Source organism: Bradyrhizobium sp. P3_C3 (assembly GCF_056402655.1).
In genome coordinates, this window is the sequence record NZ_JBFUGY010000002.1 from 326,938 (window position 1) to 342,284 (window position 15,347).

The 15,347-nt window shown below is 65.8% G+C and carries 13 protein-coding genes; 9 read left to right on the forward strand and 4 right to left on the reverse strand.

Annotation, left to right across the window (positions count from 1 at the left end):
• Positions 1-158 precede the first annotated feature (158 nt).
• Positions 159-1,379: an MFS transporter gene (locus tag AC1DW2_RS04060; protein WP_441496865.1), complete on the forward strand. Its 1,221-nt coding sequence runs from the start codon at positions 159-161 to the stop codon at positions 1,377-1,379.
• Between the two features lie 11 nt (positions 1,380-1,390).
• Positions 1,391-2,545: an acyl-CoA dehydrogenase family protein gene (locus AC1DW2_RS04065; protein ID WP_441496864.1), complete on the forward strand. Its 1,155-nt coding sequence runs from the start codon at positions 1,391-1,393 to the stop codon at positions 2,543-2,545.
• A gap of 200 nt (positions 2,546-2,745) precedes the next feature.
• On the opposite strand, the gene AC1DW2_RS04070 is transcribed toward AC1DW2_RS04065, so the two are convergent.
• Positions 2,746-4,911 carry a putative bifunctional diguanylate cyclase/phosphodiesterase gene (locus tag AC1DW2_RS04070; RefSeq protein ID WP_477005290.1) on the reverse strand — a complete coding sequence of 722 codons (2,166 nt, stop codon included), beginning with the start codon at positions 4,909-4,911 and terminating at the stop codon, positions 2,746-2,748.
• Between the two features lie 468 nt (positions 4,912-5,379).
• Between AC1DW2_RS04070 and mepA the strand changes: the two genes are divergently transcribed.
• The 5 genes from mepA (at position 5,380) to modC (ending at position 9,521) form a co-directional block, all read left to right on the forward strand.
• Positions 5,380-6,324 (forward strand): penicillin-insensitive murein endopeptidase, encoded by a 945-nt coding sequence (gene mepA, locus AC1DW2_RS04075; RefSeq protein ID WP_441496862.1) that lies wholly within the window; start codon positions 5,380-5,382, stop codon positions 6,322-6,324.
• 340 nt (positions 6,325-6,664) lie between these two features.
• Positions 6,665-7,168: a hypothetical protein gene (locus tag AC1DW2_RS04080; protein ID WP_441496861.1), complete on the forward strand. Its 504-nt coding sequence runs from the start codon at positions 6,665-6,667 to the stop codon at positions 7,166-7,168.
• A gap of 193 nt (positions 7,169-7,361) precedes the next feature.
• A complete protein-coding gene (gene modA, locus AC1DW2_RS04085) occupies positions 7,362-8,147 on the forward strand; it encodes a molybdate ABC transporter substrate-binding protein (RefSeq protein ID WP_071916937.1) in 786 nt (261 codons plus the stop codon).
• Between the two features lie 13 nt (positions 8,148-8,160).
• On the forward strand, positions 8,161-8,856 hold the full coding sequence (gene modB, locus AC1DW2_RS04090) for a molybdate ABC transporter permease subunit (RefSeq protein ID WP_166075717.1): 696 nt from the start codon (positions 8,161-8,163) through the stop codon (positions 8,854-8,856).
• 2 nt (positions 8,857-8,858) lie between these two features.
• On the forward strand, positions 8,859-9,521 hold the full coding sequence (gene modC, locus AC1DW2_RS04095; protein ID WP_038934484.1) for a molybdenum ABC transporter ATP-binding protein: 663 nt from the start codon (positions 8,859-8,861) through the stop codon (positions 9,519-9,521).
• Between the two features lie 146 nt (positions 9,522-9,667).
• Here modC and AC1DW2_RS04100 read toward each other — a convergent pair whose 3' ends face one another.
• Positions 9,668-11,461 carry a potassium/proton antiporter gene (locus AC1DW2_RS04100; RefSeq protein WP_063980718.1) on the reverse strand — a complete coding sequence of 598 codons (1,794 nt, stop codon included), beginning with the start codon at positions 11,459-11,461 and terminating at the stop codon, positions 9,668-9,670.
• 210 nt (positions 11,462-11,671) lie between these two features.
• Here AC1DW2_RS04100 and AC1DW2_RS04105 point away from each other — a divergent pair, with 210 nt between their 5' ends.
• Both AC1DW2_RS04105 and map read left to right on the forward strand, forming a co-directional pair.
• Entirely contained in the window at positions 11,672-12,988 is a 1,317-nt protein-coding gene (locus AC1DW2_RS04105; RefSeq protein WP_071916939.1) for a mechanosensitive ion channel family protein, read from the forward strand.
• 107 nt (positions 12,989-13,095) lie between these two features.
• A complete protein-coding gene (gene map, locus AC1DW2_RS04110) occupies positions 13,096-13,914 on the forward strand; it encodes a type I methionyl aminopeptidase (RefSeq protein ID WP_063980716.1) in 819 nt (272 codons plus the stop codon).
• Between the two features lie 73 nt (positions 13,915-13,987).
• Here map and AC1DW2_RS04115 read toward each other — a convergent pair whose 3' ends face one another.
• Positions 13,988-14,710, reverse strand: coding sequence for a 3-oxoacyl-ACP reductase family protein (locus AC1DW2_RS04115; RefSeq protein ID WP_477005291.1), 723 nt, complete (start codon positions 14,708-14,710; stop codon positions 13,988-13,990).
• A gap of 48 nt (positions 14,711-14,758) precedes the next feature.
• Positions 14,759-15,325 carry a TetR/AcrR family transcriptional regulator gene (locus tag AC1DW2_RS04120; RefSeq protein WP_441496859.1) on the reverse strand — a complete coding sequence of 189 codons (567 nt, stop codon included), beginning with the start codon at positions 15,323-15,325 and terminating at the stop codon, positions 14,759-14,761.
• Positions 15,326-15,347 lie beyond the last annotated feature (22 nt).

A 15,347-nucleotide genomic window follows, 5' to 3' on the forward strand; every position in this document is an offset into this window, starting at 1 on the left:
TCGACGTTGCGGCGGCCCATCGCGCGTGCCGATGCTCAAGGCGCTGCAAGGTAACGAGCTCTGTACCCGCGCATTGCGCGTAACCTTGCCCTCCGCCGATAGATGGGCCACCATCCCCGCGCGCACCATCAACAAGAGCAAAAGCGCAGAGGAAACGCATGAGCAAGCCGTCAGGGTTCGACTATGGCTGGGTCGTTGTCGCCGCGGGAGCGCTGATGACCTGTGTCGGCTTCGGCACGATGCTGTCGCTTGCGGTCTTCCTGCAGCCGATCTCCGAAGCGATGGGCTGGTCGCGCGCGGGCGTGTCGGCGGCGGCGACGCTGGATTTCCTCTGCATGGGCGTTGCCGCTTTCTTCTGGGGCACGCTGTCGGATCGATTTGGCACCCGCATCGTGGTGCTCGCCGGAAGCCTGCTGCTGGGCCTCGGTCTCGTGACCGCGAGCCAGGCGACCAGCCTGTGGCAATTCCAGCTGTTCTTCGGCGTGCTGATCGGCGTCGCTGCCGGCAGCTTCTACGCGCCGATGATGGCGCTCGCGAGCGCCTGGATCGAAAAGAACCGCAGCCTCGCGGTGGCGCTGGTCTCTGCCGGCATGGGCGTGTCGCCGGTGACGATTGCGCCGACCGCAAGCTGGCTGATCACGGCCTATGACTGGCGCACCGCGATGCTCGTGATCGGCATCGCTGCGTGGGCGCTGCTGATCCCGGCCTGCTTCCTGGTGCGGCCGGCGCCGCAAGCGACTGGCCCGGCAAGCACCGACACGGCACCGGAGATCGAGCTGACCACGGCGCAGGCGCTGCGCACGCCGCAATTCATCGCGCTCGCAGCGGCGCATTTCGCCTGCTGCGCGGCGCACTCCGGTCCGATCTTTCACATGGTGTCCTATGCGATGGTCTGCGGCATCGCCCCGCTCACGGCGGTGACGGTCTACGGCGTCGCCGGCGTCTCCGGACTCGGCGGACGTCTGCTGCTCGGCGCGGCAGCCGATCGCATCGGCGCAAAGCCCGTGCTGGTCGGCGGCCTGTTCGTGCAGGCGATGTGCATCGCGACCTATCTCGCGGTGGCGCAGCTCGGCGAATTCTACGCGCTCTCGGTCGTGTTCGGCCTCGCCTATGGCGGCGTGATGCCGCTCTATGCCGTGCTGGTCCGCGAGTACTTCGGCGCGCGCATCATGGGCACCGTGTTCGGCGCGGTATCGGCCTTTGCAAGCCTCGGCATGGCGCTCGGGCCCTGGGCTGGCGGACTCGTATTCGACAATTTCCAGCGCTACACATGGCTGCACGCCGGCTCCTTCGCGATCGGGCTTGCCGCCGTCGCAGTGGCGCTGAGCTTCCCGACAAGACGCAAGCAATCGCTCGACCTTGGCCGCGCCGCGGCCTGACGAGGTGACGCATGAACAGGCCGCAAGGCTTCGATCTCGTTGAACGTGCCCGGGCAATCGCGCCACTGATTGCGCACGAAGCGGACGAGATCGAGCGCTCCCGTCGGCTGACGCCGGCCGTCGTCTCGGCTTTGATCGAGAACGGGCTTTATCGCGCGCTGCTGCCGCAAAGTCTCGGCGGCGCCGAGGCCCCCATCGAGATCTTCATGCAGATGCAGGAAGAGATCGCGAAGGCGGATGCCTCGACGGCCTGGTGTCTCGGCCAATGCAGCGTCTGCGCTATGATCGCGGCTTCGCTCGATCCCGGCACCGCGCACGAGATCTTCAAAACGCCGCCCGGCATCCTTGCCTGGGGCGCGATCGCGCATGAGGCGCGCAGCGTCGAGGGCGGCTATCGCGTCACAGCGCGCTGGGATTTTGCCTCGGGCTCGCGGCAGGCGAGCTGGCTGGGGGCGCATGTCCGCATCGTCGGAGCCGACGGGACGCCGCGCAAAAATGCTGACGGCTCGCCAGAGGTTCGCACCATCCTGTTTCCGGTTGCGAGCGCGGTGCTGCACGACGTCTGGCAGGCGATCGGGCTCGCCGGCACCGGCACGGATTCCTATGAAGTGAGCGACCTCTTCATCCCCGAGCGTTTCACGGCGTTCCGTGACGTGCCGTCCGCGCTGCGTGAGACGGGTCCGCTCTACAGGATCGGCACCGGATCGACCTTCAGCCTCGGCTTTGCCGCGGTCTCGCTGGGCGTCGCGCGCGCGACGCTGGATGCGGCCATCGCTTTGTCGCGGGCAAAGCACCAGTCGCTGGCAGCGAGCGCCATGCGCGACAACCAGGCGGTCCAGGGCCTGATTGGCCGCACCGAGGGCGACTTACGCGCCGCGCGCACCTATCTCTATGCGACGGCGAATGCGATGTGGCACGACCTCTGCGCGACCGGCCAATTCAGCCCGGCGCATCGTAGCGCCGTTCGCCTCGCCGCGACCTGGACCATCCATCAATCGGCCAAGGTAGTCGACGCCGCCTATCACATGGCCGGCGCGACCGCGGTGTTCCGCAGCAATCCCTTCGAGCGGCGCTTTCGCGACATGCACGCGATCGCGCAGCAGATCCAGGCACGGGATACGCATTATGAGGATGTAGGGAAGGCGATTTTGGCGGAGGGACGCTGAACTACAGCCGCAATGACGCTGCGCTCCCTCGCCCCGTTCTTACGGGGCCGCGACGAGCTTCGCTCGCGCTGAGAGGGTTGGGGTGAGGGGCCTCTCTTCTACACACCTGAGATCGTCGAGGGACCTGTACTCCCTCACCCGGATCGCAAGAGCGATCCGACCTCTCCCCGCAAGCGGGGCGAGGTAAGGGGCAGCGCGCCTTACGCCACCATCGCAGCCTTCTCGCCACCATCGATGCCGCGCTGGGCGGCGAGCAGGCTGATGATCTCGGCATTCGGCCGGGCCTTGCTGAACAGAAAGCCCTGGCCCTCGTCGCAGCCCTCAGCGCGGAGGCAGCTCAGCTCGGCTTCGGTCTCGACGCCCTCGGCGGTGATGGTGACGCCAAGGCCTTTGCCGAGGCTAACGATGGAGCGGATGATCGCCTGGGCCTCGCGGTTGGCGCCGAGATCGCGCACGAAGGACTGGTCGATCTTGATCTTGTCGAAGGGGAAGCTGCGCAAATAGCTGAGGCTGGAATAGCCGGTGCCGAAATCATCCATGGAGATGCGGACGCCAAGCGCGCGCAGCGCATGCAGCGTCGCCAGCACCTGCGCGCTCTTTTCGAGCAGCAACGTCTCGGTGATCTCGAGCTCCAGCCGCCGCGCCGGCAGGCCGGAATGTTTCAGCGCGTCCGTCACCACCGAGAGCAGATTGCCGCTGCGGAACTGGAGCGGCGACAGGTTGACGGCGACGCGGACATCGTCGGGCCAGGTCGCGGCATCCAGGCACGCGCGGCGCAGCATCAGGCCGCCGAGCGGATTGATCAATCCTGTTTCCTCGGCGACCGGAATGAACTCGGCCGGCGAGACCATGCCGCGCTCGGCATGCGGCCAGCGCACCAGCGCCTCGAAGCCGGTGATGCGGCCGCTCTGGAGGTCGATCAGCGGCTGGTAATAAGGGCGCAGCACGTCGTTCTGGATCGCGTCGCGCAGCTCGACCTCGATCTTGCGGCGGCTCTGCGCCTTGGCGTCGAGCGCGGCCTCGAAGAACGCAAACGTGCCGCGGGCATCGGCCTTGGCGCGCGACAGTGCCATGTCGGCGCTCTTGAGCAGTTTTTCGGAATCATCGCCGTCGCCGGGCGCCATCGCGATGCCGATGGAGGCGCCGATCACCACGGAATGGCCGTCGAGCAGATAGGGATCGGCGATGGCTTCCAGCAGGCGCTTGGCCAGCATCACCGCATCCTCGGGACGCGTCAGCCCGCTCTGCACGATCGCGAACTCGTCGGAGTTCAGCCGCGCCAGCGCGTCCTCCTCGCGCAAGGTCGAGCGCAGCCGCTTGGCGACGCCGCGCAGCAGCTTGTCGCCGACCGCGTGTCCCAGCGTGTCGTTCACCGCCTTGAAATTGTCCAGCCCCAGCATCAGCAGCGCGACCTTGTCGGAGCTGCGCCGCATATGCAGCAGCATCTCGTCCACCTGCTGGCGCAGCAGGTTGCGGTTCGGCAAGCCGGTCAGCCCGTCATGCTGGGCCATGAAGGCGAGCCGCGCCTCGGCGCGCTTGCGTTCGGTGATGTCCATCAGCGCGAGCAGCACCGCGGGCCGATCGGCATAGGTCAGTTCGCGCGAATAGATCGCAAGGTCGATCAGCGCGCCGTTGGCCTTGACGTGCTTCCAGGTGCGTGCGGCCTGCTCCTCGCTGGAGCGATCGGTGGTCCAGGGCGGCTCGCTGTCGAAAGCCTGCAACGAGCGGATCTTCAGCTTCTCGAACTCGGCACGGCTATAGCCGTAATGGGAAATCGCGGCATCGTTGACGCCGAGGATGCGCTCGTCGTCGAGCGCACAGACGATCATCGGGACGGGATTGCCGTCGAACAGCAGGCGGAATGAGGCCTCGCGCTGCTTCAGCTCGGTGATGTCGACGCGCAGGCCGACCACGCCGCCGTCGTCGGTCAGCCGCTCGTCGATCAGGATGACGCGGCCGTCCGCGAGCATCTGCTCGTGGCGCGCGCCGGGCTGATAGAGCTTTTGCAGCCGCTCGGCGATCCATTCGTCCTCGTGGCCGGCAGCCTCGGGATAGTCGCCGCGCGCGACGCCGATGCGCAGCGTATCCTCGAGGCGCGCGCCTTCCTCGAACAGATCGGCGGTCTTGCTGTAGATCTCGGCGTATTTCCTGTTCCAGAGCACGTAACGGCCTTCGGCATCGAGAAACACGATGCCTTGCGGCAGGATGTCGATGGCCTGGCGCAGGCGCTCATGGGATTTGCGGGCCTCGGCAATCGCGGCCTCCGCCTCGGCGCGGCGGCGCAGGAGTTCGTCGCGTTCGGAAACGGATTGAGGCGCGCGCGCGAAGCGCGGCTTGCGCGGCTGTCGGCGAGCCCGGGCGAGCACGCCTCCCTTTCGCTTTTTTGTTTTTCGAAACCCCAAACTCAACTTGATACGTCCCAGTCGCGCCCAGTGGCCGCAAGTTTTGGGGCAAGTGTCTGAAAAAAAAGTAATCTTGGGTGGCTTGTCGGTCGGTCGCACAGTCTGGTGGCCGCAGAAAAGCAGCCCTCATTGCCGCTTTGCGCGGCGCGGCAGCGCCGCCGGGCGCGCCAAGCCCATCACATCGTCGTCATCGGAGAACGCGATGGCGCAAAATTGCGCGCTGCCTTGAATCATTTCCGAGATCGCGCGCGAATGCATACAGAGGGCTGGGAGCACGCCTCCCACGCACGAATTTTGGTCAATGCACGAGAGGGTTATCGCGTCGTTAAGAATCGGCCGGCCGCGCGTAGGGAACTGCGACTTTCGGACAATATTTCGGCCGAAGGACTGTTTCTTAACCCTGACACCGCGTTGCGTTATAAGGATGACAGCATGAGTCCCCGCCGCCTCGCTCCTCTCCTGCTTGTCATGACGTTCCTGACCGCCGGCGCCGCGCTGGCCCAGGACAAGGGCAGCGTTAACCCAAAACCGCTACCGCCGCTCGCCAACCCAAACGATCCCAGCATCGGCGCCAAGGAGCTGTTCGCGCGAAAGCTGCTGCCGTCGAAGGGAACGGCTCATGTCATCGGCTCCTACACCAAGGGCTGTATCGGCGGCGCCATGCAGATGCCGCTCAACGGCGACAATTGGCAGGTGATGCGGCTGTCGCGTAACCGCAATTACGGTCATCCCGACATAATCGCGCTGATCAAGCGGCTCGCGGCCAGGGCGCATAAGGACGCGGGATGGCCGGGCATTCTGGTCGGCGACATCGCCCAGCCGCGCGGCGGGCCGGCACTGTCAGGCCATGCCAGCCATCAAATTGGCCTGGATGCCGACATCTGGCTGACGCCGATGCCGGACCGTCGTTTGTCACGCGAGGAGCGCGAGGACATGTCGGCGGTGATGATGGTGCGCCAGGACCGGCTCGACATCGACCCCAAGGTGTTCACGCCTGCTCATGTGCTGGTGCTGCGCGACGCAGCGCAGGAGCCGGCAGTGCAGCGCATCTTCGTCAATCCCGCGATCAAGAAGGCGCTGTGCCGCGAGGCCAAGGGCGACCGCTCATGGCTGTCGAAGATCCGGCCGTGGTGGGGCCACGACTATCACTTCCACATCCGCATGCGCTGCCCGGCGGGCTCGAGCGAATGCGAAGGCCAGTCGTCGCAATCCGAGGACGAAGGCTGCAAGCCGTCCGACCTCGCCTATTGGTTCAGCGACGCCGTGCTGCACCCGAAGCCTCCGCCGGAGCCGCCGAAGCCAAAGCCGCCGATGACGCTGGCGCAGATGCCGGCGGCCTGCAAAGCGGTGCTGCACGCGGCGGATGCGAAGCAATAGGCGGCTGGCTGGGCAAGCTGCCGCCTCACCCACCGCTGTCGTCCCRGGGCGCGCGAAGCGAGCCCCGGGATCCATAACCACAGGGAGCGGTGGTTGAGCGAAGCGGTAACTCCGAGTCTTCGTCAAATTCCTCCCTGGGGCTATGGATCCCGGATCTTCGCTCCGCTTCGCTGCGCTTGTCCGGCATGACAGAGTCATTACTGGCTCCCATCCTCTGAAATGCGCTAGGATCGCCTTGCCGCTCTGCCGTAAGCCGAGCGGCCCTGTCGGGACGCGCATCCCGCCTTTCAGCAATGACCGCAAGCCCCGCATCTTCGCGTGGCCAACGATGAGATTTGACATGCGCGTCCTCACCTTCCTCGCTGCGCTTTCGCTCGGTGCGACCACCGCTCTGGCTGCCGAAGAGCCCAGCGGCTGCGACAAGTTCAAATGGCCGATCGAGCGTGAGCGCGCCGCGCTCACCGCGCCGGACCGTGCCAGGCTCGCCACGGGAAGCGAACAGGCGGCGCTGCCGTCGTCGGCCATCACGCTGGGGCTGGTTGCCCCCGCGGACGCGAAGCTGCCGACACCGCCGGAAAGGGCGCCGAAGGACGGCACCTTCGCGGGCTTCACCAGCATCAAGGCGCCGAAGGCCGGGCTCTACACCGTCAGCCTGTCCAGCGGGGCCTGGGTGGACGTGGTCCAGGACGGGCATTTCCTCAAGCCCGTGGCCTTCAGCGGCGCGACCGATTGCGACGGCATCCGCAAGACCATGAAATACGAGCTGTCGGCGCAGCCTTTCGTGCTCCAGATCAGCGGCGCCAAGGACAATTCGCTGTCGATCGCGATCCTGCCGGCACAATAAGTCGCTTGGTTGGACAAACGGCCGCCTTTGACCTGAAGGCTTAGCCTGCTATCTTCGCACCTGCGATATCCCCGCCGGCCGTAAGCCGTTGCGGGGACACGTGGAACAGCGCTTCCGCCCGTCGCACGCCAACCCACCCAACGCCAGATTTACGCGGGCATTCGCGCGCGCGAACTCGCACGGAGCGCACTCCATGATTCGTATTGCCGGACTTTTCACCGCTTTCGTCCTCCTCGCGAGCGCGAGCCTTTCGCCTGCCGCCGCCGAGGACAAGACCATCACCGTGTTCGCCGCCGCTTCGATGAAGAACGCGCTCGACGAGATCGACGCCGCCTACACCGCCAAGACCGGCGTCAAGTTCAGCGTCAGCTATGCCGCAAGCTCGGTGCTCGCCAAGCAGATCGAGCAGGGCGCGCCGGCCGACGTGTTCGTCTCCGCCGACACCGACTGGATGGACTACGCCATCTCGAAGAAGACCATCAACGAGCCGACCCGCGTCAACCTGCTCGGCAACAGCATCGTCCTGATCGCGCCGAAGGACTCCAAGATCGACAACGTCACGATCGCGCAGGGTTTCGACCTCGCCAAGCTCGCGGGCGACGGCAAGATCGCGACCGGCGATGTCAAGTCGGTGCCGGTCGGCAAATACGCCAAGGCGGCGCTGGAGAAGCTGGGCGCCTGGCAGGCTGCGGAGCCGAAATTCGCCATGGCCGAGAGCGTGCGCGCCGCGCTGACGCTGGTGGCACGTGGTGAGGCCAATCTCGGCATCGTCTATTCGACCGATGCCAAGGTCGAGCCCGGCGTGAAGGTCGTCGGCACCTTCCCGGCGGACTCGCATCCGGCGATCATCTATCCCGTCGCCGCGACCACCACCGCGAAGGCCGAGACCAACGACTATCTCGCCTTCCTGCGCTCGACCGCAGCCAAGACCATTCTGGAAAAATACGGCTTCAAGTTCCTGATCAGCCCGACGACTTGATATCTACGACTTGATGCTCGAGATCTCTCCCGCCGAATGGACGGCGATCCTGCTCTCGCTCAGGGTCGCCGTCATCGCGACGCTGGTCGCAACGCCATTCGGCATTGCGCTGGCATGGCTGCTTGCCCGCCATGACTTCTGGGGCAAATCGGTGCTCGATGCGCTCGTGCATCTGCCGCTGGTGCTGCCGCCTGTCGTTACGGGCTATCTCCTGCTCCTCACCTTTGGTCGCAAGGGACTCGTCGGCGGATTTCTGGCCGACTATCTCGGTATCGTCTTCGCGTTTCGCTGGACCGGGGCGGCGCTCGCCTGCGGCCTGATGTCGTTTCCGCTGCTGGTGCGCCCGATGCGGCTGTCGATCGAGGCGATCGACCGCCGGCTCGAGCAGGCTGCCGAGACGCTGGGAGCGGCGCCCTGGAAAGTGTTCTTCACGGTGACGCTACCCCTGGCGCTGCCCGGCGTGCTCGCCGGCATGGTGCTGGGCTTTGCCAAAGCGATCGGCGAGTTCGGCGCGACCATCACCTTCGTCTCCAACATTCCCGGCGAAACCCAGACGATTTCCTCGGCAATCTACTCGCTGATCCAGACGCCCGATGGCGACGCGGCCGCGGGACGACTGGTGATCATCTCGATCGTGCTCGCGCTCGGCGCGCTGATCGCCGCCGAATGGTTCGCCCGCCGCGCCACAAAACGCCTGCACGGGAACTGACCATGCTGCGCGTCGACATCGAAAAACAGCTCGGCGAATTCTCGCTCTCCGCAACCTTCACCAGCGAAGGCCGTGTCATCGGCCTGTTCGGCGCGTCGGGCGCCGGCAAGAGCTCGCTGGTCAACATGATCGCAGGCCTGCTGCGGCCCGACCGCGGCACCATCGTGATCGACGGCGAGACCGTCGACGATACCGCCGCCGGCATCCATGTCCCGACCTGGCGCCGCCGCATCGGCTACGTATTCCAGGACGCGCGGCTGTTTCCTCATCTCAACGTCGCGCAAAATCTCGACTACGGCCGGCGGATGAACGGCCTCACGCCCGATCCTGCCCAGCACAAGCGCATCATCGAGCTGCTCGACATCGGCGCGCTCCTTGATCGCCGTCCAGGAAAGCTCTCCGGCGGCGAACGCCAGCGCGTCGCGCTCGGGCGCGCGCTGCTGTCGAGGCCGCGCCTGCTGCTGCTCGACGAACCGCTCGGCGCGCTCGACGAGGGCCGCAAGCTCGAGATTCTGCCTTACCTGGTGCGGTTGCGCGATGAGGCCAATGTCCCCATGGTCTATGTCAGCCACGACGTCGCCGAGCTGCGCCAGCTCGCGACGCAGATCGTGATGCTGAAGCAGGGGCGGGTGACATCGTTCGGCGGGGTGAAGGTGCTGACGTGAGGGGTTGAGGCCCCTCCCCGTCATTGCGAGCGTAGCGAAGCAATCCAGAGTCTTTTCGCGGAGGCAGACTGGATTGCTTCGCTGCGCTCGCAATGACGAGCTTGCGGCCGCTCCGTCCCGCCAAACTGAAAACGGAGAGCGCGGCGCTAAACCCCCGCCACCGACGTCCACAAATCCGCGAGCTTGCGCCGCAGCGCCTGCCGGCGCGTCAGCGGCGCGGGCGTTTCCTCGTCCTCCGGCAGACGCAGGCCGACGACGTTGACGCGGCCGCCGGAGATGCTGCGTGCAACCAGCACGATCTCGTCCAGCGGCAGCTCGGCGCCCTCCTTCGGCGCGCGGTCGAGATGGACGTCGAAATAGTCGGCGAGGGTCAGCTTGCCGTCATCCTCGCCGACCTTCACGCCGTAGATTTCGGCAAGCTCGGCCAGCGTGTGCTCGCCGGAGACCATGAAGTCGCCGAGCAAATGCGGATCCGGCGCCGAGCTCGGCTGCATGTCGACGAAGAAGCGGTCGAGCGACTCGGCCTTTTCCGGCGGGGCCAGCAGATAGATGTAGTCGCCGGGCGCGATCGGATCGGCTTCTGTCGGGGTCAAAATGTTCTCATTGCGGATGACGAGCGTCGGCTTGGACCAGGATGGGATCAGACCGCGGCGGAAATACAGGCTCTTGGGCCGCACCGGATAGCCGACGAGTTGCTGCTCGAGCTGGCCGGGCAGATCCAGCTCGACGCGGCGTGGACCACGCTCGGCGCGCGGCAGCGCCACGTGCAGCTTGCGCGCTGCCGGCGCCAGCGTCCAGCCTTGCAGCAGTAGCGAGATGATGACGACGACGAAGGCGACGTCGAAATAGAGATAGGCCTTCGACAGGCCGACCAGCATCGGGATCGACGCCAGGAAGATCGCGACCGCGCCGCGCAGGCCGGTCCAGGCGATGAAGATCTTTTCGCGCCAGTTGAAGCGGAACGGCGCCAGGCACACGAACACCGCGATCGGCCGCGCGACCAGCATCAGGACGAACGCAACCCCGACCGCCGGCAGCACGCTCGTGCCGAGCCGGCTCGGCGAAACCAGCAGGCCCAGCAGCACGAACATCACGATCTGCGCCAGCCAGGTCGCGGCATCCAGGAACGCCACAACCGAATTATGCGCGCGGGTCGGGCGGTTGCCGATGATGATGCCGGCGAGATAGACCGCGAGGAATCCGGAGGCGTGCATGATCTGCGAGCCGCCGAAGATCACGAGCGCCGCGGTCGTGACAAACGGCGCATGCAATCCCTGCGGCAGCGCAACCCGGTTGAGCGCGACGACGACGAGACGACCCCCGAGGAAGCCGACGACGGCGCCCAGCACCGCCTCCTGGATGAACTCCATCGCCACATGGCCCGCCGAGCTCGATCCCAGCGAGATGTATTCGACCAGCATCAGGGTGAGGAAGATCGCGAAGGGATCGTTGGTGCCGGATTCGGCCTCCAGCGTCGCGCCGACGCGCGGACGCAGGCGCAGGCCCTGGGTGTGCACCAGCAGGAACACCGCAGCCGCGTCGGTCGAGGCCACGACGGCACCGACCAGCAGCGATTCCGTCCAGTTGAGGTCGAGCGCGTATTTGGCGAACGGCGCCGTGATCAGCGCGGTCAGAAGCACCCCGACGGTCGCGAGCACGACGGAGGGCGCGAGCACGGTGCGGATGCTGGCAAAGCGCGTCTTCAGACCGCCGTCGAACAGGATCAGGGCGAGTGCCACCGAGCCGACCAGATAGGTGGTGCGGACGTCGTCGAACTGAAGCTGCCCGGGGCCGGAATCCCCCGCGAGCATGCCGATGGCAAGGAAGACGAGCAGCAAGGGCGCGCCGAAGCGCAGAGCAAGCAGGCTCGACAGGATACCGGCCATGACGAGGACGGCGCCGAGCAATATGGCGAGGCTGACAGAGTCGAGGGAAGCCATCCACCTTCCGGGTAAAAATCGCTGGGATTGCATCCTTATCGTCGGCAGACTCCCACGCCAACCCATTTTCTCCCGCTCGCGGCAATCTGCCCGTATTTTGCGGCCTTAACGCGCTTCACTTAGCGGTGTATCGATGGCCCGGCGGCGCCCTTTGTGGAATTCTGCGCCGTCCTCGAATCAAATCCTCCCGCCTGCTTGCCGACGAGACCGATGGACATGGACCTCAAAGACTTCATGGAGTTCGTGCAGACCACCGCGCGCAGCGTCGGGGCGGAAATCTCCTCGCCCTGGTTCTACCTGCAATTCGGCCTGATCCTGGCCGCGGCCGGCATCGCCTATGCCGCGGAAGCCGGGGTTCGCAACCGCATCGACATGACATCGTTGGCGATACACTGGCCGCTGCCGCTCCGGCACTTCGCCCGGGTGATGGTCTCGAGCGCCTCGACGGCGGTGTTCACCCTGATGGTGATCCTCTCCCGCGTGGTGATGTATCACGCGACCTGGCCGAGCCGCAGCTATCTCCTGATGGTCGCCGCCAAGCTGGGACTGGCCTGGCTTGCGATCCGGCTCGTGACCTCGGTGCTGCGCAACGCCTTCATCGTCAAGCTGGTGTCGATCTCGGCGTGGTTCGTCGCGGCGCTGTCCATCATCGGACAGCTCGACACGACGGTCGACCTGCTTGATTCCTTTGCGATCGTGCTCGGCGGCCTGCGGCTGACGCCGCTGCTGGTGATCAAGGCCGGCGCGCTCCTGCTCATCGCGCTCTGGGCCACCAACATCGCCAGCAATTTCGCCGAGAGCCGGATCAACTCGACCACCGATCTGACCCCGTCGGTGCAGGTGCTGCTGGTCAAGATCATCCGGATCGGGCTGCTGGCCATCGCAATCGTCATCGCGCTCGGCGCGGTCGGTATCGATCTCTCGGCGCTCGCGGTGTTCTCCGGCGCGGTCGGCGTCGGCATCGGTATCGGCCTACAGAAGATCGTCGCCAACTTCATCTCGGGCATCATCCTGCTTGCGGACAAGTCGGTGAAGCCGGGCGACCTTGTCACCATCGGCGACAATACCGGGCGCATCAGCGCGATGAAGACGCGCTATATTTCCGTCGCCGCCGGCGATGGCCGCGAATTCCTGGTGCCGAACGAGGACCTGGTGACGCAGAAGGTCGTCAACTGGACCTATACCGACAAGAACACGCTGGTGAAGATCGCCTTCGGCACCAATTACGACGCCGACCCGCGGCTGGTTTGCAAGCTCGCCGCGGAGACCGCGGCCGCCCATCCCCGCGCGCAGAAGGGCAAGCCGCCGAACAGCATCCTGACCGAGTTCGCGGAAGCCGGGATGAAGTTCTCGCTGACCTTCTGGATCGCGGACCCCGACGGCATGGATGGCGTCAAGAGCGATGTGATGCTGGCGCTATGGGAGGCCTTCAAGCGCGAGGGCATCCGGGTTCCCTATCCCGTCCGCGAGATTCGCGTCCGGGGCGGCGCCCTGCCGGTGGAAACCACCGTAGAAGTCCCGAATTAGGCCCTGTTTCGGGCGCAAGAGCCACGCCTGACTTGCATGAAGGCCCGTGATCATTAGATTATGGCCCTGAAATCAAGCCCTTCCGCCGACATCGAGACCAGCCCCGCATGAGCTACGTCGAAGCCTCCGATACCTCCCTGCGCAAGACCGGACAGATCAAGCTGCACGGGCCGAGCGCCTTTGCCGGCATGCACAAGGCGGGCGCGCTGGTGGCGAAGTGCCTCGACGAGCTCACCGATATCGTCGGGCCCGGCGTGCCGACCGAGCGCATCGACCAGTTCGTCCGCGACTTCGCCTTCAGCCACGGCGCCTATCCGGCGACGCTGATGTATCGCGGCTATCGCTACTCGACCTGCACCTCGCTCAACCACGTGGTCTGCCACGGCATGCCCGGTGACCGTCCGTTGAAGGAAGGCGACATCGTCAACATCGACGTCACCTTCATCGTCGACGGCTGGTACGGCGATTCCAGCCGGATGTATGCGGTCGGCCCGATCGCCCGCAAGGCCGAGCGGCTGATCGAGGTGACGTATGAGGCGATGATGCGCGGCATCGCCGCGGTCAAGCCGGGCGCCACCACCGGCGACATCGGCCACGCCATCCAGAGCTTCGTCGAGCCGCAGGGCATGAGCGTGGTGCGCGATTTCTGCGGCCATGGCCTGGGGCGCATGTTCCACGACGAGCCGAACATCATCCATATCGGCCGGCCCGGCGAAGGCGTTCAGCTCAAGCCCGGCATGTTCTTCACCATCGAGCCGATGATCAATCTCGGCAAGCCGCATGTGAAGATCCTCTCCGACGGCTGGACCGCAGTGACGCGCGACCGCTCGCTGTCGGCGCAGTTCGAGCACTCCGTCGGCGTGACCGCGACGGGCGTCGAGATCTTCACGCTGTCGAAGCGGCACGGCGAGACGCAGATCGGGTGATGGCCCGGCAGGACCGCGATGCGATCCTGCCATCCTGTTCGCCGGCGACGATCCGTCGTCAGAGGCGGACCTCTTACAGCACGTAGCCACCATCGATGGTGAGGCTGGCGCCGGTCATATAGCCGGATTCCGGGCCCGCCAGATGTGACACCAGCGCGGCGATCTCGCCGGGCTCACCGACGCGCTTCAACGGAACGATCTCTTTCAGCCGCGACACCATCGTGGCCGTCATGTCGGTCTCGGTCGGGCCCGGCTGGACGTTGTTGACCGTGATCCGGCGAGGCGCCAGGTCGAGCGCAACGCCGCGGACCAAGGAGGCAACGGCGGCCTTGGTCATGGCATAGACGCTGCCTCCCGGCGTCCCTGTCCGGATCGCCGTGTTGCTCCCGATCGTGATGATGCGGCCGCCGTCACGCATCTGCCCGGCTGCCGCCTGGATGGCCAGAAAGACGCCGCGGATATTCACATCGAGAATGAGGTCGAGGTCTTCGAGGCTGAACTGCTCGACGGGACCGAGGCGGAGAATGCCCGCGTTGACGACGACCGCATCAAGCACCCCAAGCCGGCTCACGGTCTCGGCAACGGCCGCGCGGATCGCGGCGGGATCGGCGCTATCGGCCTTGATCGCGACGGCCTTGCGGCCAGCGTTCTCGATCGCGGCCACGATTTCGGCGGCACTGTCCGGTCGCGACACGTAGGTTAGCGCGATATCGAACCCGTCCCGTGCGAGACGGACCGCGATCGCGGCGCCAATGCCGCGCGCTCCACCAAACACCAACGCGACTTTGCTGCTCATTTGCCCTCTCCTTATTTGGAACGATCGTTCCAGATTTGACCAAAAAAATTACCCGAGGGCGCGCAATGCGATGGCGCCGAGCGCCCGTAATTGGCGCGGCCTGGCGCCACCGCGCGCGGCGATTCGAATACCGGCAACATTCGCCAGCAGAAACTCGGCTGCGTCGTCGGCGTCGAGATCCCGCGCCACGTCGCCGTCCGCCTGCGCTTCGCACAAGCGTTTCGAAACGGCGCCCTGGAGCGCGCGGCCTGACGCCGCATGGATGCTGGTGAGGTCATCCCGCGAGCGGCCGAACTCGCTGATCGAGCCGATGCCCAGGCAAGCCTCGTTCGCGTCGCGAACGACGCGGTCGATCATCGCCCTGAGGCCGTCAATCGCGCGCGGCGGCGCCCGCAGCGCGGCAAGATGGGCTTCGACCTCGCTGGCCGCGTAGCGGCGCACCGCGGCGCAATAGAGTTGCCATTTGTCGCCAAACGTATCGTAGATGCTCTGGCGGCCGATCCCCATGGCGTCAACAAGCATCGGCGTCGAGGTTCCCTCGAAACCGTGCTCGCGAAACGCACCGATCGCGGCATCGAGCGCCTCGTCCTGATCGAATTCCTTTGTCCTTGCCATGACACGACAATAGTTATTCTGG

Coding starts and splice junctions, on each gene's coding strand:
- AC1DW2_RS04060 (WP_441496865.1), top strand. CDS start 159: ATGAGCAAGCCGTCAGGGTTCGACTATGGCTGGGTCGTTGTCGCCGCG.
- AC1DW2_RS04065 (WP_441496864.1), top strand. CDS start 1,391: ATGAACAGGCCGCAAGGCTTCGATCTCGTTGAACGTGCCCGGGCAATC.
- mepA (WP_441496862.1), top strand. CDS start 5,380: ATGAGTCCCCGCCGCCTCGCTCCTCTCCTGCTTGTCATGACGTTCCTG.
- AC1DW2_RS04080 (WP_441496861.1), top strand. CDS start 6,665: ATGCGCGTCCTCACCTTCCTCGCTGCGCTTTCGCTCGGTGCGACCACC.
- modA (WP_071916937.1), top strand. CDS start 7,362: ATGATTCGTATTGCCGGACTTTTCACCGCTTTCGTCCTCCTCGCGAGC.
- modB (WP_166075717.1), top strand. CDS start 8,161: ATGCTCGAGATCTCTCCCGCCGAATGGACGGCGATCCTGCTCTCGCTC.
- modC (WP_038934484.1), top strand. CDS start 8,859: ATGCTGCGCGTCGACATCGAAAAACAGCTCGGCGAATTCTCGCTCTCC.
- AC1DW2_RS04100 (WP_063980718.1), bottom strand. CDS start 11,461: ATGGCTTCCCTCGACTCTGTCAGCCTCGCCATATTGCTCGGCGCCGTC.
- AC1DW2_RS04105 (WP_071916939.1), top strand. CDS start 11,672: ATGGACATGGACCTCAAAGACTTCATGGAGTTCGTGCAGACCACCGCG.
- map (WP_063980716.1), top strand. CDS start 13,096: ATGAGCTACGTCGAAGCCTCCGATACCTCCCTGCGCAAGACCGGACAG.
- AC1DW2_RS04115 (WP_477005291.1), bottom strand. CDS start 14,710: ATGAGCAGCAAAGTCGCGTTGGTGTTTGGTGGAGCGCGCGGCATTGGC.
- AC1DW2_RS04120 (WP_441496859.1), bottom strand. CDS start 15,325: ATGGCAAGGACAAAGGAATTCGATCAGGACGAGGCGCTCGATGCCGCG.